The sequence below is a fragment of the Promicromonospora iranensis genome, from assembly GCF_028994775.1.
In the GTDB taxonomy this organism is placed as follows: domain Bacteria; phylum Actinomycetota; class Actinomycetes; order Actinomycetales; family Cellulomonadaceae; genus Promicromonospora; species Promicromonospora iranensis_A.
In genome coordinates this window covers 210,412-233,163 of the sequence record NZ_JAJQMN010000003.1, presented here as the reverse complement: position 1 = coordinate 233,163, position 22,752 = coordinate 210,412, and the positions used below count along the sequence as shown (strand labels likewise).

The following is a 22,752-nucleotide window of genomic DNA, read 5'->3' as shown; positions in this document are numbered from 1 at the left end:
CCGGTGGTCGAACTTGTCGAGACCTCGCCAGGTCTCGACAAGCTCGACCACCAGGGTGGTTGGGGCGTGACTAGCGGTTGCCGGACACGCCGAACGCCGAGGCGATCTCCTGGGTGACGGCGTTGCCGGCGTCGTCCTGGGCGCTCGCCCGCAGCGAGACCAGCTCGGCACCCCGCGCCGGGATCCGCAGGCGCGTCACCCAGCGGTCGCCGTCCTGACGCAGCCTGGCCTCGGACCACGTCGCGCCGCCGTCGTAGCTCACGTCCAGCGTCGCGCCGGTGACGGTGCCCGCACGCGGCGCACCCGGCACCGAGTAGGGCACCACCGCGAACGGGACGACGGCGCCCGCCCGCACCGTCCCGTCGAGCGCGGTGTCGACGTCGTAGTCGAGCTGGACCAGCGGCAGCGCCGTGTCCTCGGTGTCGGCCTGGTCGGCCACGAACGTCCAGGACGTGCGGGTACTGGTCGAGAACCGGTGCTGGTCGTCTGCCGCGTCGGTGTCGATCTCGAACCGGTACCGCTGCGGGCCCTCGGCCGCCGACACGGTCGTCTGGACCGCCTGGCCGACGGACTCCCGCACCAGTGTGTCGCCCTGGTAGAGACGTGAGGTCACCGGGGTCTCGCCCCACGGGAAGGACCCGGTGATGCCGTCCTGACCGCCCGCCGGTGCCACGTTGACCGCGAACCAGTCGCCGCTGTGCCACGGACCCCAGAAACCGTCCCCGGTCCGGGGCGCCGTCACCGGTGCGAACCAGTCGCGCACGGTGGTGCTCCGGGGTTCGTACGCCTGCCGGACACCGCGCTGTCCCCAGCCGCTCTCGTGGTCCACGTTCTCGTACCAGGTGACGTCGTCGTACGTGGAGACGTAGTCGGTACGCACCGCCGCGGTGTCCTGGAGCGCCGGGACGCTGAGGCACGGCGGCCACTGGTAGTCGCGGCAGTCGGCACGGTCGTCGACGGCGAGCCGGCGCTCGGTGTCGTGGAAGCGGCTCTGCACCGTCGCGAGCTGCCGGGCCGTGGGCGCCAGCGCAAGGTCCGCGGGGATCTCGCCGGGCCAGCTGCGCGACACGTCGTACAGGTACGACGGGAACTCCTCGGCGGTGCCGGTCAGCGTGAGCCGGCCCCGCGCCGCTGCCGGGAGGAGCTGCGCGCCCTCGGCCTGCGTCACCGAGACGACGGGGAGGTCGTCGCGCGTGACGCGCTCGACCAGCCGTCCCGGACGGTCGTTGACGACCACGAGCAGCGCCGCACCGGCCGCCTGTGCCGCGGCCTCCCGTTCCTGCGCGGGTACGGCGTCGTCCCGGGTGACGAGCACCGCCCTGCCCTCGGCGTCGAGGTCCTCGTAGTCGGCGGTCGTCCCCGTGCCGGCCGCGACGGCCCGCAGCGAGACCGGTCCGTCGAGCCGGGCCGGCCCGGCCTGGTACACCGGGTCGATCGCGACCGGCCGGGGGCTCCGGGCAGTCAGGTCCAGAGCCGGCTCGACCGCCCGCCACCGCACGCCGAAGTCGAACTCGGCGCTGTCGACGGCACCCGTCGGCGCGGCGTAGAACGAGTCGACGTCGGCGGGTACGGCGTAGGTGGCGCCGAACGTCGCGTACAGGCCGCCGATGCCGGAGTCGTTGAAGAACTGGAACCGCCGGTGGGCGACGTCGCTCTCCCTCGGTGTGTCGAGGGTCAGCTCGACCGCCTCGCTCGCGTCGAGCACGAGCGACTGGTCCGCGTCGTCGACCACGACCTGCGGGTCGCCGACGAGCGCGATGCCGGTCGAGCCCGGGCCCTCCGTGCCCTCGACGTCGAGGAACGCCGTGGCGGAGTAGACGCCCGGCAGCAGGCGCTGCGTGTCGACCTCCCCGGTGGTCGGGTCGATCGGCAGGGTGCTGACGAACTGGTCGCCGTAGCGGTAGAAGTCCACCCACCCGCTCGCGGGCTCGCCGGAGCGGTCGAGCGCCGTGATGTCGAGGCCGTACCGCTCCTCCTCCTTGACCAGCGCGGTCGACGTGCGGACGGTGATGTCACCGGACGCGTCCGTCGCGACGACGGCGCCGCTGTACTTGCCGGGCAGCGCGGCGTCGTCGGCGTCTGCGCTGATCGTGACGTCGGCGGTACCGCCGGCGGGGACCACCACGTCGTCGGCCGACAGGATGACGAGGTCGCTCGCCGCGCCGTCGGGCCCGACGACGTCGGTGCTGAGCGCGAGCGTGACGTCGGCGTCCGTGCCGTTGGTGTAGGTGACCGTGCTGGTGGCGGGCTCGTCGCCGTCGTGCGGCCAGCCGTAGAACCCGAGGAAACCGTCCCCCGAACCGTCCACGCCGTCGAGCGATCCGGGGACGTCCAGGCGGCCCGTACCGACCTCGTACGCCGGGGCGTCGATGTCGGCGGCCGAGGAGACCAGGGCCGTCTTCAGCTGCTCGCCGGTGAGCTCCGGGTGGGCGCCCTTGAGGATGGCCGCCGCCCCCGCGACGTGCGGCGTGGCCATCGAGGTGCCGTTCATCGAGACGTACCAGCCGTCCCCGCCCGCCTGCTGCGACCGGGCGGCGGTGATGCCGACGCCGGGTGCGGTGAGGTCGGGCTTGATCGCATGGTCGCCCTGGCGCGGCCCGTAGCTGGAGAAGTCGGCGCGCACGTCGCCGTCGTCCACCGCGCCGACCGTGAGGGCGGCGTCTGCGGTGCCGGGGCTGCCGAGCGAGCCCTCCGCGTAGCTGTTCCCCGCCGCGACGACGAACAGCGCGCCCGTCTCCGCGCTCAGCACGTTCAGGGCCTGCGCCATGGGATCCGTGCCGTCGTTGAGGCCGGCGTCGCCGAGGCTCATCGAGACGATGTCCGCGTTCGCGGCGCCCCACTCCATGCCCGCGATGATCCAGGAGTCCTGGCCGTAGCCGCCCTCGTCGAGCACCTTGCCGACCAGCAGGTCGGCGCCCGGAGCGACGCCCCGGTGGCTGCCGTCGCTCGCGGCGCCCGAGCCGAGCACCGTGGAGGCGACGTGGGTGCCGTGCCCCTGCGTGTCGGTGGTGGCGTCCTCACCGGGGACGAACGACCTGCTCCCCGCGATGGTGTCGGCCACGTCCGGGTGCGTGGCGTCGATACCCGTGTCGAGCACGGCGACCGTGGCGCCCGTACCGTCCAGGCCGGCCGCCCATGCCTCGGGCGCACCGATCTGTGCGGTGCTGCGGTCGAGGGTGGCCTCGGCCTTGCCGTCGAGCCAGATCTTCTCGATGCCGGCGCCGAACGTCCCCGCGTCGCCCGAGCCCCGCGCGCCCCGGTCGGCCGCCCGGTCGGTCGCCCCGTCGGCCGGGCGCGCGACCGCCGACCAGAAGTCAGAGGCCTCCGCCTTGTCCGCGGCGATCGCATCGGCGTCGATGCTCGGCAGGTCGAGCGTCCGCGTGGCGCCGGGGAGCGCGGCGGCCCGGCTGCGGGCCCCGGTGCGCTCCACGATGAGGGGCGTGGCGTCCGCGGTCTCGTCGTCGTACCGCAGCTCCAGGAGTGCCGTGACGTCGAACAGCCGGCGGTCGAGCGTGCCGGCCGCCAGGTACGGCAGCGCCGCGTCGGGGAGCACGTAGAAGTGGTCGCCGACCTGCTGGGTCCGGACGGCACCGCCGTCGGCCGGCTCGACGCCGATGGTGAGCGCGCCGGCGTCGGTGGTGCGGACGTCGACGACGTCGCCGGTCACGAGCGTGACGGTGGTCCGGCCGTCGGCCAGGGCCGGCGTGCGCGGTGCGGTGCCGGCCGCCGTGCTGTCGGAGCCGGCCCTGGTGGAGCCGGGTGACGGCTCGGGGGCGGTGGACGCGTGCGCGGTGGTGACCACGGCGGCCGCCAGGACGGACGCGGTGACTGCCGCGGCCGCTCTGGTGGCGGCCGGAAGAGCGCGCCGGGTTCGGGATCTCATGGTGGTGGACACTCCCAGCGGCCGCGACACGCCACAAGAGCCGGGTCGTGGCGGCTTTACGGCATGGCGCGACTCCGCCAGAGTGGGGCGCTGATCAACGTGACGGAGGAGTGCCATGCTCGGCGACGTGCTCGGACTGACCCCTGACGAGACCCTCGCGTACAGCGAGCTCGTCGCCATGCCCTCCGCCTCGGTCGCCGATCTCGCGGCGGCGCTGAGCACCTTCGGGACGTCCCTCGGCGACGCGCACCGGCTGCTGCACCGGCTCGAGGAGCACGGCCTGGCCGCCCGGATCACCGGCGACGAGCGGCGGTTCGCCGCGGCGCCGCCCGCCATCGCGCTCGGTGCGCTGCTGGCCCGGCGGCAGGACGAGGTGCGGCACGCGGAGGTCGAGCTCAGCCGGCTCGAGGAGGTCTACCGGGTCTCCGCGGCGGGTCGCGGGCCCACCGACGTCGTCGACGTCATCCGTGGTGAGGACGCCGTCCGGCAGCGGTTCGAGCAGCTTCAGCTCGGAGCGCGCGAGTGCGTGGACGCCTTCGTCCGCCCGCCGGTGGTCGTCACGTCCAGCCAGGAGAACTCCGCCGAGGACCAGGCGGTCGCTCGCGGTGTGCAGTACCGCGTGGTCGTCGAGCGAGGCATGCTCGAGAGCCAGGCCGTCACGGTCGAGGAGGCGGTCCAGGCCACCGAGGCGGGCGAGGAGGTCCGGTTCGCCCAGCGGGTGCCGCTCAAGCTCATAGTCATCGACAAGCGGCTCGCCCTGATGCCGCTCACGTCGTCCGGCGACGTCGTCGGCGCGCTGCTGGTGCGGGAGAGCACCCTGCTCGACGCGCTGCTCGCGCTCTTCGAGAACGTGTGGGAGCGGGCGACGCCGCTGCTCCTGGGCGCGTCCGGCCTGACCGGCGACGTCGCGCACCAGGTGGACGACGACGACGCTCGGGTCCTCGGTCTGATGCTCGCCGGCCTCACGGACCAGGCCGTGGCCAAGCAGCTCGGGACGTCGCTGCGGACCGTGCAGCGCCGGGTGCGGGCGCTCATGGACCTCGCCGAGGTGGAGACCCGCGTGCAGCTCGGCTGGCACGCCGCGCTCAACGGCTGGGTCCGGCCGGGGGCGGAACGGGAAGCGCAGGCCTGACCGACGGGGCACCGTCAGGTCGGGTCCGGCCTGCCGACCACGTGGTGCCGGGCACGGAACCCGAGCACCTGCTCGGCGGCCGTGAGGTCGTAGGGCACCGCGCGCCCCTCGATCGGCCGACGTACGGGAGTGTCGGGGTGGTACCGCCGCAGCAGGTCGAGGGTCGGCTCCGACACCAGCGTCTCGGGCGCGGCGACATGGATGACGACGGCGCCGTCGGCCGGGCACAGGAGCGCGAGCCAGGCCGCCTCCGCGGCGTCCCGGGTCTCCAGGTACGCCCACAGGCTGCCCGCACCCGCGGCGGGGTCCCGCGCGACGGCGTCCGCGTAGTCGCGCAGCCGCTCGTCCAGGCCCCCGACGAACGGGTACCGCAGCGCGACCACCGGCATCCCGTAGCGCCGTGCCACCATGTCCGCCGTCAGCTCGTCCGCCCGCTTGGACAGCGCGTACGGGTCGGCCGCCTGGTCGGGAGTCTCGTGGTCGACCGGCACGTGGACCGGGTGCAGCTCCCGTGCCGCGAAGGGAATTCCTGAGGCGGCCTGGCTGCTCGCGATCACCGCACGCCGGACGCCCGCCCGGCCCGCGGCGTCGAGCACCGTGAAGGTGGACAGCGTGTTCGTGCCGAAGACGACCTCGGGCGGGTCGTCCAGCGGTGTCGGGATCGCCGCGAGGTGGACGACGCCGTCGGCCCCGTCCAGGGCCCGCGCCACGGTCTCCGGCGAGCGGGCGTCGCCGACGACCACGCGGTCGGCCGCCAGGTCGCCCGGGTCCTCCAGCACCAGCGCCGTGGCGGGTATCGACTCGCGGGCGAGCACGTCGAGGACCCCGCGGCCGATGCGCCCGGCGGCGCCGGTGACCAGTACGCGCTCATACCGAACGATCGTGTTCTCCTCGGGTTCGCCGTCGAACAGGAGCGGGGAGCGGTCCGTCGCACGGCCGCTCCCCGAGCATGTCAAGCGCTCAGCCGGAAGATCGGGAAGACACGGCCCTCCGCCGTCTTCTCGTACTCCGCGAAACCGCTGGACATCCCCTTGAAGCGGGCCCACAGGGCGTCGCGCTCGTCGCCGGTCAGCTCCTCGACCTTGGCCCGGAGAGTCCGGACGGGGTCACCGGGGACCTCGATGTCCACCTGCTCCGTGCGGCGCAGGCCGAAGACCCAGGCGGGGTGCTTGGGCGAGCCGCCGGCGGACCCGACGATGTGCCAGGCGCCGCCGTCCTCGATCGCGGCCAGCGGCGCGACACGGATGCTGCCGTCCTTCTTCGGGACGTGCACGAGCACGAGGCTCTTGCCGAATCGCATGGGCTCGTTGACCTCGCCGCCATTGGCCCGGAAGGTGTCGATGATCTGCTGGTTGAAGTCCATGTCGGCACCAACGCCACCCCCGGTCCAGGACATTCCGCGCACGCCCGCGGTAATTCCCCGATCCGGCTCCAGCAGGCCGTTGAGCAGGCCTTCTTGCCCGGAACCAGGCCGAGCAGCATGCCCGCGGCGGACCTCGGCAGCCAGGTGCGAGGCCCGGGCGCCGGGTGACTTTCGTTGCCCTTTTCACCCCAGGCTCCCAGAGTGTGACCCGGCACACACTCGTGGGCCAGTGGTCGCGCCCCGCGTGGGGCGCTTGCACCCCGGAGGCAAGAATGCACAGTCGCATGCCACGACGACGCGCACCCATCGCTCTCGCAGCGGTCGGCGCGATGTTGGCAACAGCGGTGAGCGTGACACCTGCACTCGCGAGTACACCGGTACCGGCAGGGGCACCGCCGACCGTCACCACCGACGTCCCGGAGCGGCCGGCGGACAAGATCACGCCGGCCGTGCAGACCCGGCTCGACACCAAGGAGTCCGCCGACTTCTGGATCCGGTTCGCCGACGCCCCGGACCTGGAGCCGGCCAAGGACATCGCCGACTGGGGCGAGCGTGGCCAGTTCGTCCACGACGCCCTGACCAGCACGGCCGAGGCGTCGCAGGCCGACGTCGTCGCCGACCTGAAGGCGGCGGGCGTCGACTACGAGTCCTACTGGATCAGCAACGCGATCCTCGTCGAGGACGGCACGGAGGCGCTCGCGAAGCAGGTCGCCACCAGCCGCGAGGTGAAGCAGGTCCACGAGCGGTTCGCGGCCCAGCCGATCGAGCCGGTCGAGCGCAAGGCGCCGACGCGGAACGCGCCGCTCGCCACCGAGTGGGGACTGGACGCCATCGGCGCCCCCGACGTGTGGGACATGGGCTACACCGGTGACGGCATCACCGTGGCCAACATCGACTCGGGGGTCGACGTCGAGCACCCTGCCCTCGCGGAGCACTACCGCGGCTATCTCGGTGACGAGGGCCTGAGCAACGACTACAACTGGTTCGACGCGAGCGGTGCCTGCGACGGGGCGCCCTGCGACGGCGACGCCCACGGCACGCACGTCATGGGCACCATGGTGGGCGACGACGGTGCGGGCAACCAGATCGGCGTCGCCCCGGACGCCGACTGGATCGCGGCCAACGGCTGCGCCACCTGCTCCGACGCCGACCTGCTCGCCTCCGGCCAGTGGATCCTCGCGCCGACGCGGACCGACGGCTCGGACCCCGACCCGGCCCAGCGTCCGCACGTCGTGAACAACTCGTGGGGCCAGACCGCGCCCGGCGCCATCGACGACTTCCTGTCCGAGGAGATCGCCGCCTGGGAGGCGGCGGGCATCTTCGGTGCCTGGGCGGCCGGCAACGCGGGCGAGGCCGGCTGCGAGTCGACGTCGTCCCCGGGGGCCAACGTGGCCACCTACGCGGCGGGCGCGTTCGGGGCGAGCGGCGAGATCGCCGACTTCTCGTCGCGCGGGTCGGGCGAGGACGGCGAGACCAAGCCGAACCTGGCCGCACCCGGTGACGAGGTGCGCTCCTCCGTGCCCGGCGGCGAGTACGCCGAGTTCAGCGGCACGTCCATGGCGTCCCCGCACCTCGCGGGCGCGGTGGCACTCCTGTGGAGCGCGGCGCCCGTGCTGGTCGGCGACATCGAGGCCACCCGGCAGCTCCTGGACCAGACGTCCGTCGACGTCGCCGACGACTCGTGCGGCGGCACCCCCGCCGACAACAACGTGTGGGGCGAGGGCAAGCTCGACGTGCAGGCGCTGGTCTCCAACGCGCCGATCGACGGCTACGGCTTCCTCGAGGGCACCGTCACCGGGCCGGACGGCGAGCCGGTCGCCGGCGCACGGGTCACCGTCGGTGAGCGTTCCGACACGACCGACGCGGAGGGCGCGTACCGCCTGGGCCTGGAGGAGGGTTCGTACGAGCTGAGCGCTTCCGCCTTCGGGTTCCTGGACGCGACGGCGCAGGCCGACGTCGTCGAGGGCGAGACCACCACGCGGGACCTCAGCCTGGAGGCTGCCCCGACCACGACCGTGAGCGGCACCGTCACGGACGGCTCCGGGCACGGCTGGCCGCTCGACGCCAAGGTCTCCGTGCAGGGCGCGCCGAGCAGCGTCGTGGCGTGGACCGACCCGTTCACGGGGGAGTACTCGTTCGAGCTGCCCCAGTCGACCACGCACACGCTGGTGGTGCAGCCGTCGGTGACCGGGTACGGGACGCTCACGCAGGAGGTCGAGGTCGGCACGGAACCGGCGTCGGCCGACGTCGCGACGCCCGTGCTCGCCGAGTGCACGGCTCCCGGCTACGCCCTGACCGGGGCCGGCGTCGGGGTCGAGGAGTTCGAGTCCGGCGAGCTGCCCGACGGCTGGACCGTCGAGGACCTGGCGGGCACCGAGCAGGTCTGGACGTTCGACGACACCTTCGGGTACGGCAACATGACCGGCGGTGAGGGGCTCTTCGCCGAGGTGAACAGTGACGGTTACGGCGAGGACGGGACGCAGGACACGACGCTCACGTCGTCGTCCTACGACCTGTCGGACGTCGAGGCGCCGCTCCTGACGTTCGACCAGAGCTACCTCGCGCTGGGTGACTTCGCCGACGTGGACGTCAGCGTCGACGGCGGCGAGACCTGGGAGACCGCGCTGCACCAGACCTCCGACGCCGAGGGCCGCGCGATCGTCGCCCTCCCGGGCGCCGGTGGCGAGTCCGACGTGCGGGTCCGGTTCCACTACGGCGACGCCGCGTTCACCATGTGGTGGCAGGTCGACAACGTCTCCATCGGTGAGTGCCTGCCCGTCGACGGCGGCCTCGTGGCCGGGTTCGTGCACGACCTCAACACGGGCGACGGCGTGAACGGCGCGACCGTGACCGCCGGTGCCGAGGAGAGCACCCGGTCCGTCGACCCGGAGAACCCGGGTGTGGGCGCCGGGTACTACTCGCTGTTCACCAGGGGGGACGGCGAGCAGCAGATCGGCTACACGGCCAAGGACTACACGGGCACGGAGGCCGCGGTGACCGTCGTGGCCGACGCGATCGCCCGGCAGGACGTGGAGCTGGCGGCACCGCTGCTCACCGTCTCGCCGGAGGAGCTGTCGCGGCAGGTACGGATGGGCGGCACCCGGTCCGGCACGTTCACCGTGACGAACGAGGGCACCGCGCCCGCCGACGTCGAGGTCGCTCCCGCGTCGTCCGACTTCGAGATCCTCGGGTCGACCGGCGGCGCCGGCGTGATCAAGGGAGCCGCCCACGACGCGACGGAGGTGAGCACGGCGTCGTCGTCCGGCACGAAGCGCTCCGCCACGACGGACGGCGACACGTACTCCCGGAACGGCAAGCGTCCGGGGACGACGGGGACGCCGTCCGCCCCGCCGTCACTCCTCGCAGGCGAGGGGACGACCATCACCCACTCGTCGTCGCAGGACGTCACGATGGGCAACTCCGTGGCCTGCGGGGCCGGCCAGACGCAGTGGCTTCGGACGTTCACGCTGGAGGACTTCGACATCGACGGCGAGTTCGCCGTGACCAACGTGTCCTTCGGCGTCGAGTCCGTCTTCGCGGCCACGGACGTCACGGTCAACCTCTACGAGCTCGACGGGGAGTTCGTGTACTCGAACATGACCCTGCTCGGTTCGTCCGACGTGGCCCTGGAGCCGCAGGAGCTCACGATGGTCGACGTGCCGGTCACCGGCACTGCGCCGGCGGGCAGCACGCTCGTCGTCGAGGTGGTCGGGGTGGACGGCGAGATCTTCATCGGCTCCAACGCGGAGCCGGAGACGGCGCCGTCGTACATCGCCGCGGAGGAGTGCGGCAACACCGAGCCCGCCACGCTCGAGGAGATCGGCTTCCCGGACATGCACACGGTGCTCAACGTGACCGGTGAGACCGAGGTCGAGGTGCCGTGGCTCGACGTCCAGCCGCCGGCGTTCACGCTGGAGCCCGGCCAGTCGACGACGGTGCACGTCGACCTCGACAGCAGCCGCGTGGACCAGCCGGGCACCTACACGTCGGCCGTCGTGGCCAACGGCGGCACGCCGTACGACGAGCCGCGCGTGCAGGTGTCGCTGTCCGTGACCCCGCCCGCCAGCTGGGGCAAGATCACCGGCACGGTCACCGGGGCCACCTGCGACGACGAGACGGTGCCGCTCGAGGGCGCCTTCGTGGTCATCGACGGGTCCGAGTACGACGTCACGCTCGTCACCGGGGAGGACGGCGGCTACGCCCGCTGGATGGGGGTGTCGAACAACCGGCTGACGCTGCTCAGCTCGGCGAACGGGTATCCGCCGGAGATGAGGTCCGCACGCATCATCAAGGGACAGACGACGGTGTACGACTTCGAGCTGAACGAGTTCTGCGACTGAGCAGACCTCGGTCGTGGGCGTGATCGTCGAGCCTGGAACGGAAGTTCCGCGCAACGATCACGCCCACGACCAAGCAGTGCCGGGCCCTTAGTGGCGGGCCGGGCCGTCGTTCGGCACGGTCCAGGTGAGCCTGGTGCTCGTGCCGGTCAGCGGCACCGTCACGGTGGGCTCCGCGCCGTTCGTCGCGAGCTGGAGCTCCGCCGTCGACGTCACGTCCGGACGCGTCGGGTCGAACCGGACCCACACGGTGCAGGTACGGCCGGGGGCCAGCGTCCGGTCGGAGCAACGGTCGCGGTCGACGCTGAACGGGCTTCGCCGCTCGTCGTCAGCCACGTCCACCGAGCGGATCCGCGCGGGCGCGGTGCCCGTGCTGGTGACCGTCACCTTCTGCACCTGGCCGCGTGTACCGACGGGCTGGTCCGTGAACACGGGAGCCTCGGCCGTGACCCGCGGCCCGGAACCGGCTGACGGGACCACCTCGATCGTCTCGGACGTCGAGACCGGTGCGAGCGAGGCGGCACCGTCGTAGGTCCGCATCGCGTCGTTGGTGACCGTGACGGTCACCTCGCCGCGGCGCAGCGCCGTCAGGGTCCGGGTCTCCGGGTCGAGCACCGCCACCTTGCCGGCCCGGCGGGCCGACTCGACAGCACGCTCACCGGTGCCGATCGCGAGGTTCCGCGAACCGCTCCAGTGCACGGACATCGGGTACCTCAGCGGCACCACCCTGCTGCCCGGCGCGACACCGTTCGGCTGCACGATGCTGCCACTGAGCTGCGCCGACGCACCCGTCTCCAGCGTCTCGGGCGTCTCCAGAGCGATCGACTGCGCGAAGGCGCGGACGTCGGCCTCCACCCACTGCTCGTCGGCGCTCTCGCTCGGATCCACCGACCAGCTCACCCAGCCCGTGAAGCCGCCCCGGTCCGGGGTGCCGTACGGGCCCTTGCCCGACGAGGGCAGCACCACGTAGGGCACGCCCTCCTCCCGGTGCACGTCGACGATCTGGGCGTGCGACCCGACCATGACCGCACCCTTGTCGGTGCGCTCACGGAACGCGGTGAGCAGGTTCTGGACCAGCGCCACCTCGTTGCCGTCGCCGAGCCGGCTGTCGGCGGTGTCGCCGGGGTCCTTGACCGGGTGGTGGGCGAAGACGACGACGTTGCTCACCGACCGGTCCCGCTCGGCGTCGGCCAGGGCGTCACGGACCATCGGGAGCTGGCTCCACTCCGTGCCGCGCAGCGTGCCGTACGCGCTGGCCAGCAGCACGAACCGCGTGCCCTTGTGGTCGAAGGTCCGGTACGGCTGACCGAACTCGGCGACGAACGGGTCGAGGGTCGCCTGCGTGTTGTTCAGGCCGTAGGACTCGTGGTTGCCCGGCACGTAGTAGCACGGCACGGTGCCCGAACCGGGGTCCGGCGTGCTGTCCGCCGCCGGTTCCTCGCCGACCGGCACCAGGTCGCACCCCGCGCCCTCCAGCACCTCACGGGCCAGGGCCATGTCCTCGGGCAGACCACGGTCCGTGATGTCGCCGTTGAGGACCACGAGGTCCGGGTTCGTGGCGCGGATCGTCCGGAGCGCGGTGGTGGCGACCTCGGTCAGGTCCTGGTTGTCGGCGGTGAACTGCACGTCCGACAGCGTGGCGAACTGCCACGCGTCACGGCCGTGGAGCGGCTCGCCGTCCGCGGAGACGAGCGGGTCCGGCTCCAGGTCCGGGCGTGGGGGCAGCTCGATCGAGGTCGGGACGTCAGCCTCGATACGGTCCAGGACGAACGTGCCCGGCTTCTGCTGCGCGGCGTTGGTGTTGATCCCCTGCCATCCGGTGACCGAGATCGGGTACGCCGTGGTCGAGGGGAGGGTGAACGTGGCCTGCTGCCAGTCGTCCGACGGCGTCAGGCCGGTGCCGTAGACGCCGCCGCTCTTGCCCGTCGCGTCGACATAGGCCAGGTAGGTGAGCCCGCTCGGCACCGAGATGCTGGACTTGACGCGCACCCGCATGCGCAGGGGCTGGCCGGGCACCGGGACGCGCACGTCCGCCGACGCCGCGTAGACGCCGATGTTGCGCATCCCCTCGAAGTCGACCCGCAGGCCGTCCGGGTCGGCGGAGAAGGTCGTCGCCCGGGTGCTGTTGTTGCGCCAGCGCGCGAGCACGTCGTCGTCGAAGTCGTAGACCGTGACGTTCTGCACGCCGATGGTGATCGGGAGCTGCACCGACTCGCCCGCCACCGACACCGTCAGCACGGTCGCGGCGTCCGTGAGCGGGGTGATCCGCAGACCGCCGGCCGCCGGCTCCACCCGCACGACGTCGTGGTCGTAGTCGAGCTCCAGGTCGCCCGCCTCGATCGGGGCCGTGAAGCCCTGCCCGTCCCGTCCGGTCACGGCGACGGTCACGGCGGACGACGGCGCCGCGTCGGCGATCGACAGGCGGTCGGTCGACAGCTCGACGTCGTCCAGCGGGCCGAGCACCTGGACGTCCAGGGTGTCGCGCTCGCGGCCGGACCGGGCGCTGACCGTGATCTCGTCGCGGCCCTCGTGCGGGGCCTCGAGCCGCCCACCGGGCACCGAGGCAGCTCCGCGTGCCTGCCAGCGCACCGAGTCCTCGGCGACCTCGACCGGGGTCTCGTGGTCGTCCACGCCCTTGGCCACCAGCGTCCTGTGCAGACCGGGGAAGACCCGCACGTCGCCGTCGGCAGAGGCGCCGCCGGGGGCAGGCTCCACCAGCAGGTCGTGCAGGCGACCGTCGCCCGGCGCGACGAACACGCCGACGCCGTTCGGGTTGCTGCGCTCATGTCCGTCCGACGGCACGTTGCGGACCGTCGCCTCCTCGTGGCCGAGGGCGCGCGCGACCATGGTCGTCGACCCGCCGCCGTCCAGGTTGACCGCCGTGTCCACACCGAGCCGGACCAGGTCGCGTGCGGCCTTGTCCACGCCGACGCCGCCCCTGCCGGTGCCGCCGGGACCGTCCCAGGTGGCCAGGACGAGCGTGCGGCCGTCGTCGCTGAAGCCCAGCGCGGTGCGCGGCGCTATCGACGTCGTCAGGCCGTCGACGACCTCGCCGTCGGACACGATGGTGCCGCCGTGGCCCAGCGCGAACTCCATGGTGCGGGCGACGTCGTCGGCGAGCTCGTACGTGAGCCCGACCGGGTCGCCCTCGCGGAGCGCCCGCAGGGCGTCGGCCGCACCGTCCCGCCCGACCAGGGCGAACCCGCCCTCCGGGATCGGGCCGGAGCCCGCCGGACCGGACTGCTCGACCGACACGACGGCGCCGTCGTCGACGATCACCTCGGCGATCCGGTCCGCCGCGACGCCCGTGAAGCCGCGGTTGCGGCTGGACTCGCCCCATACCGGGGTGTACGCGACCATGCCGTTCGCCGGCACGCCGCCGCCGTTCGCCGCGTTCACCGACAGGACCTTGTGCGGAGCCCCAGCCAGGTCGGCGCTCGCGTCGATGGCGAGGTCGACGAGCTGCGAGATCCCGTCGCGGCTCACGCCGACGTGCGAGCGCCCGCTGATGTCCGGGGACTTGCGCAGGACGCCGCCCTGCACCTCGCCGCCGAGCGCGGCGTTGCTGTTGCCGATGTCGAAGAACTCGCCGTTGATGCCCGCGACGGCGCCCGCACGGTTGGCGGCGACGCTCAGCGGGCCGCCCGACGCGACCGGACCTGCCGTCAGCAGGTCGGTGCTGACCGCGTCCTCGGCGAGGTCGACGGTGAGGAAGCGGGAGTCGTACCAGCCGCCCTCGTCCACCGCCTTGAGGTGGCGCAGGCTGATGCCGGGGCCGATGCTCTCGACCGTGTCGGTCAGGGTGAGCTCGTCGGCGTGGGCGACGGACGGCAGTGCGGTGGCAAGGGTGGCCGCTGCGACGGCAGCGGCCAGGGGACGGGACCATCGGCGCTTCGTGGCCGTTGCTCTCATGGCAGAACCTCAGGTGAGGAGGGAGCCGGGCGGGGGCGCGCCGGCACGCCGCGGTCAGACCGCGGCGCACGGACACGATCGGGCTCCCTGGCCACGCGTCGATGAACGCGTCCTGGCAGACCGGTGAACTTATGCGGGAATCACCCGTCGTCCGCGGACCCAGGTGGAGATACCGAGGGCCAGGGCGAGGGCGCCCCCGATCGCGGGAACCAGGAGTGCGCGCCGGTAGTCGGACCAGTCGGCGTCCGCGGCGTGCCCGTTGACCAGCGCGATGGTCGCGATCGACACACCCAGCGCGGCGCCGAACTGGAACGCCGTGTAGACGACCCCACCGGCCACGCCGTGCTCGGCCTCGTCCAGGCCGGCGGTGGCCGCGGCCGCCAGCGGCCCGTACACCAGGGCGAACATCACGCCGACCAGCACCATGGACGGCAGCAGGTCCAGGTATCCCCAGTTCCCGTCGATGCGCAGCGCCAGGGCGAACGCCACCGCACCCGCGAGCAGACCGGCCACCATCACCGGGGCGTTCCCGAACCGCTTGACCAGCCGGTGCGTGAACAGGGGAGCGAGGATCATGTCCAGGCCCATGACGGCGAACGCGAGACCCGTCGCGATCGGGGACCAGCCGCGATACTCCTGCAGGTAGAGCGTGATCAGGAACTGGAACGCGAAGAACGCCCCGATGAACAGCAGTCCCGCGGCGCTCGACCGCAGCAGCAGCCCTTCGCGCAGCACCGCGAGGCGCAGCAGGGGATCGGTGACCCGACGCTCGATCGCCACGAACACGCCGATCAGCACCGCGGCGACCGCGAACGACACGACCCCGGCCGTGACGTCCTGGCCCTCGCCGATCGTCACGACCCCGTAGATCAGCGCCACCATCGCCGACGTGAGCGTGATCGCGCCGCCCAGGTCGAACCCGCGGCGGGGCAGCTCCGAGGCGATGTCCGGCCGGATGGTGGCGCGCCCGGCGACCCAGAGCAGGGCACCCACGATCACGGGGGCGAAGAACACCCAGCGCCAGCCGAGGTCGGTCAGGAAACCGCCGGCCACGACACCGAGCGTGAACCCACCAGCGCCGATCGCCCCGTAGATCGCCAGCGCCCGGTCGCGCAGCGGCCCCTCCGGAAAGCTGGTGGTCAGCAGGCTGAACCCGGCCGGCGTCATGAAACCCGCCGTGGCACCGGTGACGAACCGGGCGACGATCAGCACCCAGGCCTCGTCGGCCAGTCCGCCCAGACCGGAGAACACGACGAAGATCGCGAGCGCGACCAGGAACGTCCGGCGGCGGCCGAGGAGGTCCGCGGTGCGCCCGCCGAAGATCATGAAACCGCCGTAGGCGAGCACGTAGGCGCTGATCACCCAGTGCGCGTCGGCGGTCGCCAGACCGATGTCGGCGGCGATGGCCGGCACCGCGACGTTGAGCATCGCGATGTCGATCCCCTCGAGGAAGAGCGCGCCGCAGACCACGGCCAGCACGCCCCAGCCCGTTGGTGCGCTGTTCGCCGGTGGCCGTATGACCTCTCGCACGTCTGTCACGGGGTTCTCCTCGCTCAAAATTCCTCACGGTTACCACTTGTAACCATGACGATCCTTGGGCACGATCGTGAGATGGCACAAGAAGGCACTTTGACGTCACCCGGTTCCCTCGAGGGAACCAAGGAGGCGACGGACGCGTGCAGGTTCGAGCGGGACCCCTTTCAGTGGGACGCCCGTGAGGACTGCCAGGTGCGGCAGATCCTGGACCGGATCGCCGACAAGTGGTCCCTGCTGGTGATCGCGCTGCTGGACGAGAAGACCCTCCGGTTCGGCGAGCTGGTCCGGGAGATCGACGGCATCAGCAAGCGGATGCTCACCGTGACGCTGCGCAACCTCGAACGCGACGGTCTGGTCGGGCGCACCGTGTACCCCGAGGTGCCGCCCCGCGTGGAGTACGAGCTGACTCCGCTTGGTCGCACCCTGCTCGCCACCACACAGGCGTTGGTGACCTGGTCCGAGGAGCACCAGGAGCAGATCGCCCGGGCTCGTCAGGAGTTCGAGGCGGCGCACGGCGCCGACTGACACCGCTGGCCGGCGGCTCGTGCGGACCCGCTGAGCCAGTCGGGCCGTGGTCGAAGCGACCTTGTCTCGCGGAGCTGCCCTGGCTTCGCGGTACCGTCCCTCGCCTCGCATGGTGCTCTTGCGAGGGGTGCCAGGTGAGGTGAATTTCGTTCGGCGCGCCCCTGCGTATGCGGGCTCAGCTGAATAGTTCAGCCTGGGCGAACTTTGCAGGGCCCAGCTGAACGAAATTCCCCTCACCTGGCAGGTGCTCGCAGAGGTCACCTTGCCTGGCGGTCCCCTTGCCTCAAGGTCACCCTGCTCGAGGACCCTGTGCGCCGGCCCCGCGGGCGGGCAGCGCTCGAGGATGCCGCGGAAATCCCATGACGCACCAGCGGCCGGTGGCACACGATGGGCACATGGCCCTGCCGACCCCCGAGCTGCACACCTCTCGACTGCGCCTGCGACCCTTCACCGGAGCCGACGCCGACCACCTGGTCGCGCTGCACACCAGTCCGGAGGTGATGCGCTACTGGGACTCCCCGCGCTGGACGGACCCCGGTCGCGCCGACCGGTTCCTCGCGGTCTGCGAGCGGCTGGCGGAAGAGGGTTCCGGCGCCCGGGTCGCGATCGACCGCGTCGAGGACGGGACCTTCGTCGGCTGGTGCGCGCTGACGGAGTGGGACCCTGACTTTCGCAGCGCGTCGCTGGGCTACTGCCTGGACCAGTCCGCGTGGGGTCACGGCTACATGACGGAGGCAGCGCACGCCCTGCTGCGGTGGGCGTACGACACGCTGGACCTGAACCGGGTCCAGGCCGAGACGGACACCCGCAACATCGGGTCCGCGCGGGTCCTGGAGAAGCTGGGGTTCGTGCGCGAGGGAACACTGCGCGAGGACTGCATCGTGGACGGCGACGTGTCCGACAGCTGGGTGTTCGGGCTGCTCCGGCGTGAGTGGCGGCCGTCGGACTAGACAGGCTCCCACGGGACCGCCGCGAGGCGCTCGACCACCCCGGCGAGGAGGTCTCCGGCGTCGGGCAGTGGGACGTCGTTGACCGAGGCCACCGCGACGACGCCGATCGAGTTGACGAGGAACCCGCCCGCGAAGGCGTGGACGTCGCCGGACCGCACCACCTGGCGGGTCGACGGCGTCGTGGCCTCGACCAGCCGCATCGCGGTGCCGTGCAGCTGGGGAGCGTCCGGCCAGACGACGATGCCGTCGGCCCGGAGGAACCCGATGTTCGCGGTCGACGACTCGGCGAGGGCACCGTCGGGCGTGGTGAGGAGGGCGTCGTCGTACCCGTCGAGGCGCACACGCTGGGCCCACTCGAGCTGCGCGAAGCCGCCCAGATGCTTGAGGTGCGGGAACGGGCGCAGATAGGGCACGGACCGTAGCCGCTGCGGTGCGGCGGGCAGGTGGCGCGGTGCGTCGACCGAGACGGTGATCCGGTCGGCGTCGCGCAGCATCACCCGTACGGAGGCGTCCGCCGTCCCGTCGAGGGCGTGCCGCACCAGGTCCCGCACCCTGCCGCCCGGGAGCGGGCGGCGGAACAGCTCGCGGTGCGCCGTGTCGAGCCGCTCGAGGTGGTTCGCCAGCCCCTGGACCCCGCCGCCGCGCACCTGCAGGGCGGTGAAGTGGCCGTAGGTGCTGAACAGCTCGGCTGCGGTCGCGGGGCGGCCGTCGGTCTCGATGCGCACACCGGCGACGATAGCCAAGTCGCCGGCTGGGGGTGCTATGCCCAGCGCGAGAGCTTCAGCGGGTTGCGCATCATCCAGATGTCGTGGATGCGGCCGTCGATGACCTGAACGGTGATCACGCTCTCCACGGCACCGCGCCCGGGGGCGTCGTCGAGGAGGACCACGGCGAGGCCCTCCGGGACGGTGCGCAGCTCGAGGCGCCACTCGGGGCGCTTCGCCAGCACGCCGAGCAGGAAGCGGGCCGCCTTGGTGGCGCCGACGACGGGGCGGTAGGCCGCGCGGACGATCCCGCCGCCGTCGGACCGCAGCTCGACGGTCGGGTCGAGGACCGCCAGGAGCGCCCGGAGGTCGCCCTTCTCGCAGGCCGCCGCGAAAGCGCGCACGACGGAGGCGTGCACGTCCGACGACGACCGCCGCGCCCGTGTGGTGTCCACCCGGCGCCGAGCGGAGGTCGCGAGCTGGCGCACGGCGGCGGGCGTCCGCCCGACGATCTCGGCGACCTCGGGGAACGGAACCTTGAAGACGTCGTGCAGGACGAAGGCGACCCGCTCGGCCGGTGTCATCGATTCGAGCACGAGCAGCAGGGCGGTGCTGACCGACTCGTCGAGCGTGACACGGTCGGCCGGGTCGGTGCTCCCTGCCGAATCGCTCGGCAGCGGCTCGGGAAGCCACGGCCCGACGTACTGCTCGCGCCTCCTGCGCGCGGACTTCAGGACGTCGAGGCAGATGTTGCTCGTGACGCGTGTCAGCCAGGCGGGAACGTTGTCGATGGCGCTCCGCTCGCCCTCGCCGAGCTGGTACCAGCGCACGTAGGCCTCCTGGACCGCGTCCTCGGCCTCGGCCACCGTGCCCAGCAGGCGGTAGGCGATCGCGAGGAGCCGACGTCGCTCGCGGATCACCACCCCGAGGGCATCCGGGTCCTGGCCCTGCGCGCTCATCGGTCCTCCGATCGTGGGTAGTAGGTCCGACGAGACAGCTCGGCCGGGTGTGAGCCGGGTCTCCTCACACCTCGACCGGTCCGCTCGTCATCAGCACGACGGTCCCGCAGGGGGACCCGGAAAGGACGGTTCCATGTTCCCGCAGGTCGACATCACCCAGCAGTTCCCGGCGCTGTACCAGGCCTACCGAGCCTTCACCGCGGCGGCCGACCAGGCTGCGGCATCCGCCGGTCTCTCGCACATCCTCGGCGAGCTGGTCAAGATCCGCGTGTCGCAGCTCAACGGATGTGCCTACTGCCTGCGCATGCATACTCGCGATGCCGTGGCGGCGGGCGAGACGGCGGACCGGCTCGCGGTGCTGCCCGCCTGGTGGGAGTCGCAGTACTTCACCGAGCAGGAGCGGGCGGCGTTGACCCTCGCCGAGCGGATCACCCGGATCGGGGACGAGCACACGTCGCCAGCCCCGGAGATCGACGTCGAGCAGGCGCTCTCCGCCCCGCAGATCGCGGCGGTGGTCTGGCTCGCCGTGGAGATCAACGGGTGGAACCGGATCACCGTCTCGAGCCACACCCCCGTGGCGCCCGAGAGCTGAGGTCCCGTGGCGGGCGGCCACGGCTCGGCGATTATCACCCCGTCGTCCGGCACGGTCCGTGGTGAGATGGGCGACGTGAACCGGCACAGTGACGAGGGTCCCGTCACGATCTACGACGTCGCCCGCCATGCCGACGTGTCGGTGGCGTCGGTCTCGAACTTCCTCAACTGGCCCGACCGGGTCTCCGTGACCATGAAGCGGCGCATCGGGGAAGCCGTCGACGACCTCGGCTTCGTGCCGAGCCTGGCCGCCCGCCAGCTCCGCGGCCGTCCCAGCGGGATCGTGGGAGCCTCCTTCGTCAACGCCTCCAACCCGTACTTCGGCGGCATCGCCACGGCGGTCGAGAAGATGGTGGCGGACAACGGGCTCACGGTGGTGGTGGGTAGCTCGCACGAGTCGGCGGAACAACAGAAGCGTCTGCTCGACCTGTTCGAGCAGCTCCGGTTCGACGGCGTCGTCGTCTCGCCGTCGGACGACGACCTGGAGCCGCTGCGCCGCCGCCGGGACCAGGGCACGCCGATCGTCCTCGTGGACCACGAGGACCCGGAGCACCGCCTGTCGTCGGTGTCGCTCGACCACCGCGAGGGCGGCCGCCTCGCTGCGCAGCACGTGCTCGACGCCGGGCGGCGGCGGCTGCTGTTCGCCGCGGGGCCCGAGGGGGTGCGGCAGGTCGAGCGCCGCCTCGACGGCTGCCGGCTCGCCGTGCGGCAGACGCCGGACGTGTACCTGCAGATCGTCCGCACGCCTGACCTGGATCTCGCCGACGGCACCGCCGTGGGGCGCCGGATCGCGGAACAGCCGCCCGCCGAGCGGCCCGACGCCGTGGTGGCGGGCAACGACCTGCACGCGATCGGTATCGTCGCGGGGCTGACGGCGGCAGGCATCCGGGTGCCCGAAGACATCGCGGTGGTCGGGTACGACGACATCCCGTTCGCCGCCGTCGCCGCCGTCCCGCTCACGACCGTGCGCCAGCCCATAGCGGAGATCGGGACCGCGGCGGCCCGCCTCCTGCTGGACGAGATCGCCCAGCCCGGCCGCGTGCCGCGCGACGTCGTCCTCGCGCCCGAGCTGGTGGTCCGCGCGAGCGCTTAGCGGCGGCCCGGCGCGGTCAGCCGAGGATGCCCAGGTGGAGGGCGCGCAGTACGGCGTTGGTCCGGTCCCGGGCGGAGAGCTTGAGCAGGATCGTCGAGACGTGGTTCTTCACGGTGCCCTCGACCAGGGACAGCGCGCTGGAGATCTCGCGGTTGGTGTATCCCTCGGCCATGAGCCGCAGTACCTCGAGCTCACGTTCGGTCAGCCTCTGGGCGGGCGGCGTGTCGGCACCCGCTGACGGCGGCACGGACCGGATGGCGCGCAGCATCCGGCTGGTGATCGACGGTGCGACGAGCGTCCCGCCGTCGGCCAGGGTGTGCACCGCCCGGGTCAGCTGCTCGACGGTGACGTCCTTGAGGAGGTACCCGCGCGCACCGGCGTGCAGGGCGTCGAGCACCAGGGTGTCGTCGTCGAAGGTGGTGAGCACCAGCACCGGGACGTCGATGCGGCGCTCGCGCAGCTCGCGGAGGGTCCAGAGGCCGTCGTAGCCCGGCATCCGCAGGTCGAGCAGGATCACGTCCGGCGCGGTGGCCGCGACGACGTCGAGCGCGGCCCGGCCGTCGTCGGCCTCCCCGACGACGTCGAGGTCCGCGATCTCCAGCAGCGTGCGGATGCCGTGCCGCACCAGCGTCTGGTCGTCGACGATGACCACCCGGGTCATGCCGGCACCCGCGCGGTGACCCGGAAACCGCCGGTGCCGTCGAACTCCACGTCACCGCCGAGCGCAGCGAACCGCTCGGTGAGCCCGCGCAGCCCGTTGCCGGGCACGAGCTCGCGGAAACCGCGCCCGTCGTCGGCGGCGGTCAGGACGAGGCCGCCCGGGCCGGTCGTCACCTCGATCCACAGCTCGCGGGCGTCGGCGTGCCGGATGGTGTTCGTGACGATCTCCTGCACCGCCCGCACGAGGGCCGCGACCTGCTCCTCGTCGGCCTCGACGTCGGGGCCGACGTCGACGGACACCTCGAGGTCAGGCAGGTCGCGCACCACCTGGTGCAGCGCCTCGCTCAGGTCCGACGGCGCCGTCCGCAGCTCGTCCACCGTCCGGCGTACGTCTCCCAGCAGCTCGCGTGCCACGTGGTTCGCTCGCTCGACGTGCTCGCGCGCCTGCTCGCCCTCCCGGTGCCTGGCTGCCTCCAGCTCCAGCGTGAGCACAGTGAGCTGGTGGCCGATGAGGTCGTGCAGGTCGCGCGAGATGCGCAGCCGCTCGGCGGTGCGGGCCGACTCGGACAGGAGCGCGGACGCCGCGCGGAGATCGATGTGCGCCTCGCTGAGCTCGCGGCGCAGCCGCTGCTCGCGGATGAGCGTCACGGAGCTCAGCACCGTCGCGACCTGGATGAGCAGGTAGAACCCGACGGTGACCAGGGCGTCGACGGAGTCCCTGGCGTGCAGGACCATGGCGAGGACGAGCACGGCCGTGTTGAGCCCGACGACGACGAACCCGGCCTTCAGCGGCACCAGGTAGACGCTCACCGCGGCGGTCACGACGAGCAGCACGGGCAGCAGCCCCATGTACGGCGCCGTCAGCACCACTGCCCAGGAGGACACGACGGCCGCCGTGAAGAGCCCGTACCCGGCAGGGTCCGACCGTTCGCGGAACAGGGCGAGGACCAGGGCGACGATCACGACGGCGAAGAGCGCCGTCCACCAGGCGCGTGGGATCGAGGGCTCCGCGGGCCCCAGCAGGGCCGGTCCGGCGACAGCCACGGACACGGCGAGCATCACGAGACCCGACCATCCGTCCGTGCCCAGCCGCCGCATGACAGCCAC

Annotated in this window: 15 protein-coding genes; 6 read left to right on the top strand and 9 right to left on the bottom strand. The window is 72.5% G+C overall.

Annotated features, from left to right (window positions below; all coding sequences use genetic code 11):
• Positions 1 to 70 precede the first annotated feature (70 nt).
• Complete coding sequence (locus tag LUU90_RS06430) at positions 71 to 3,883, bottom strand: S8 family serine peptidase (RefSeq protein ID WP_275002521.1); 3,813 nt, start codon at positions 3,881 to 3,883, stop codon at positions 71 to 73.
• A gap of 115 nt (positions 3,884 to 3,998) precedes the next feature.
• Here LUU90_RS06430 and LUU90_RS06425 point away from each other — a divergent pair, with 115 nt between their 5' ends.
• Positions 3,999 to 5,015: a DUF7436 family protein gene (locus LUU90_RS06425; RefSeq protein WP_275002520.1), complete on the top strand. Its 1,017-nt coding sequence runs from the start codon at positions 3,999 to 4,001 to the stop codon at positions 5,013 to 5,015.
• A gap of 14 nt (positions 5,016 to 5,029) precedes the next feature.
• On the opposite strand, the gene LUU90_RS06420 is transcribed toward LUU90_RS06425, so the two are convergent.
• Complete coding sequence (locus LUU90_RS06420) at positions 5,030 to 5,971, bottom strand: NAD-dependent epimerase/dehydratase family protein (RefSeq protein ID WP_275002519.1); 942 nt, start codon at positions 5,969 to 5,971, stop codon at positions 5,030 to 5,032.
• Complete coding sequence (locus LUU90_RS06415; RefSeq protein WP_275002517.1) at positions 5,968 to 6,378, bottom strand: nitroreductase/quinone reductase family protein; 411 nt, start codon at positions 6,376 to 6,378, stop codon at positions 5,968 to 5,970. Before LUU90_RS06415 ends, LUU90_RS06420 begins: the two co-directional genes overlap by 4 nt.
• 350 nt (positions 6,379 to 6,728) lie before the next feature.
• On the opposite strand from LUU90_RS06415, the gene LUU90_RS06410 reads away from it, so the two are divergent.
• Complete coding sequence (locus LUU90_RS06410) at positions 6,729 to 10,718, top strand: S8 family serine peptidase (protein ID WP_275002516.1); 3,990 nt, start codon at positions 6,729 to 6,731, stop codon at positions 10,716 to 10,718.
• 87 nt (positions 10,719 to 10,805) lie between these two features.
• On the opposite strand, the gene LUU90_RS06405 is transcribed toward LUU90_RS06410, so the two are convergent.
• Together LUU90_RS06405 and LUU90_RS06400 are read right to left on the bottom strand one after the other, a co-directional pair.
• The gene (locus LUU90_RS06405; protein ID WP_275002515.1) at positions 10,806 to 14,627 is read right to left on the bottom strand and encodes a phosphodiester glycosidase family protein; all 3,822 of its coding nucleotides are present in this window, start codon (positions 14,625 to 14,627) and stop codon (positions 10,806 to 10,808) included.
• A gap of 129 nt (positions 14,628 to 14,756) precedes the next feature.
• A complete protein-coding gene (locus LUU90_RS06400) occupies positions 14,757 to 16,166 on the bottom strand; it encodes an MFS transporter (protein ID WP_275002514.1) in 1,410 nt (469 codons plus the stop codon).
• 72 nt (positions 16,167 to 16,238) lie between these two features.
• Here LUU90_RS06400 and LUU90_RS06395 point away from each other — a divergent pair, with 72 nt between their 5' ends.
• Positions 16,239 to 16,688 carry a winged helix-turn-helix transcriptional regulator gene (locus LUU90_RS06395; protein ID WP_275002513.1) on the top strand — a complete coding sequence of 150 codons (450 nt, stop codon included), beginning with the start codon at positions 16,239 to 16,241 and terminating at the stop codon, positions 16,686 to 16,688.
• A gap of 395 nt (positions 16,689 to 17,083) precedes the next feature.
• Positions 17,084 to 17,638: a GNAT family N-acetyltransferase gene (locus LUU90_RS06390; RefSeq protein WP_275002512.1), complete on the top strand. Its 555-nt coding sequence runs from the start codon at positions 17,084 to 17,086 to the stop codon at positions 17,636 to 17,638.
• Here LUU90_RS06390 and LUU90_RS06385 read toward each other — a convergent pair.
• Both LUU90_RS06385 and sigJ read right to left on the bottom strand, forming a co-directional pair.
• On the bottom strand, positions 17,635 to 18,363 hold the full coding sequence (locus tag LUU90_RS06385) for an aminotransferase class IV (RefSeq protein WP_275002510.1): 729 nt from the start codon (positions 18,361 to 18,363) through the stop codon (positions 17,635 to 17,637). The genes LUU90_RS06390 and LUU90_RS06385 overlap by 4 nt on opposite strands.
• 35 nt (positions 18,364 to 18,398) lie before the next feature.
• A complete protein-coding gene (sigJ, locus tag LUU90_RS06380) occupies positions 18,399 to 19,301 on the bottom strand; it encodes an RNA polymerase sigma factor SigJ (protein WP_275002509.1) in 903 nt (300 codons plus the stop codon).
• Between the two features lie 133 nt (positions 19,302 to 19,434).
• On the opposite strand from sigJ, the gene LUU90_RS06375 reads away from it, so the two are divergent.
• Together LUU90_RS06375 and LUU90_RS06370 are read left to right on the top strand one after the other, a co-directional pair.
• Positions 19,435 to 19,893, top strand: a complete 459-nt coding sequence (locus LUU90_RS06375) for a carboxymuconolactone decarboxylase family protein (RefSeq protein ID WP_275002508.1) — start codon at positions 19,435 to 19,437, stop codon at positions 19,891 to 19,893.
• A 75-nt stretch (positions 19,894 to 19,968) separates the two neighbouring features.
• Complete coding sequence (locus tag LUU90_RS06370; protein ID WP_275002507.1) at positions 19,969 to 20,985, top strand: LacI family DNA-binding transcriptional regulator; 1,017 nt, start codon at positions 19,969 to 19,971, stop codon at positions 20,983 to 20,985.
• Between the two features lie 16 nt (positions 20,986 to 21,001).
• On the opposite strand, the gene LUU90_RS06365 is transcribed toward LUU90_RS06370, so the two are convergent.
• On the bottom strand, positions 21,002 to 21,646 hold the full coding sequence (locus LUU90_RS06365) for a response regulator (RefSeq protein ID WP_275002505.1): 645 nt from the start codon (positions 21,644 to 21,646) through the stop codon (positions 21,002 to 21,004).
• Positions 21,643 to 22,743 carry a sensor histidine kinase gene (locus tag LUU90_RS06360; protein ID WP_275002504.1) on the bottom strand — a complete coding sequence of 367 codons (1,101 nt, stop codon included), beginning with the start codon at positions 22,741 to 22,743 and terminating at the stop codon, positions 21,643 to 21,645. Before LUU90_RS06360 ends, LUU90_RS06365 begins: the two co-directional genes overlap by 4 nt.
• Positions 22,744 to 22,752 lie beyond the last annotated feature (9 nt).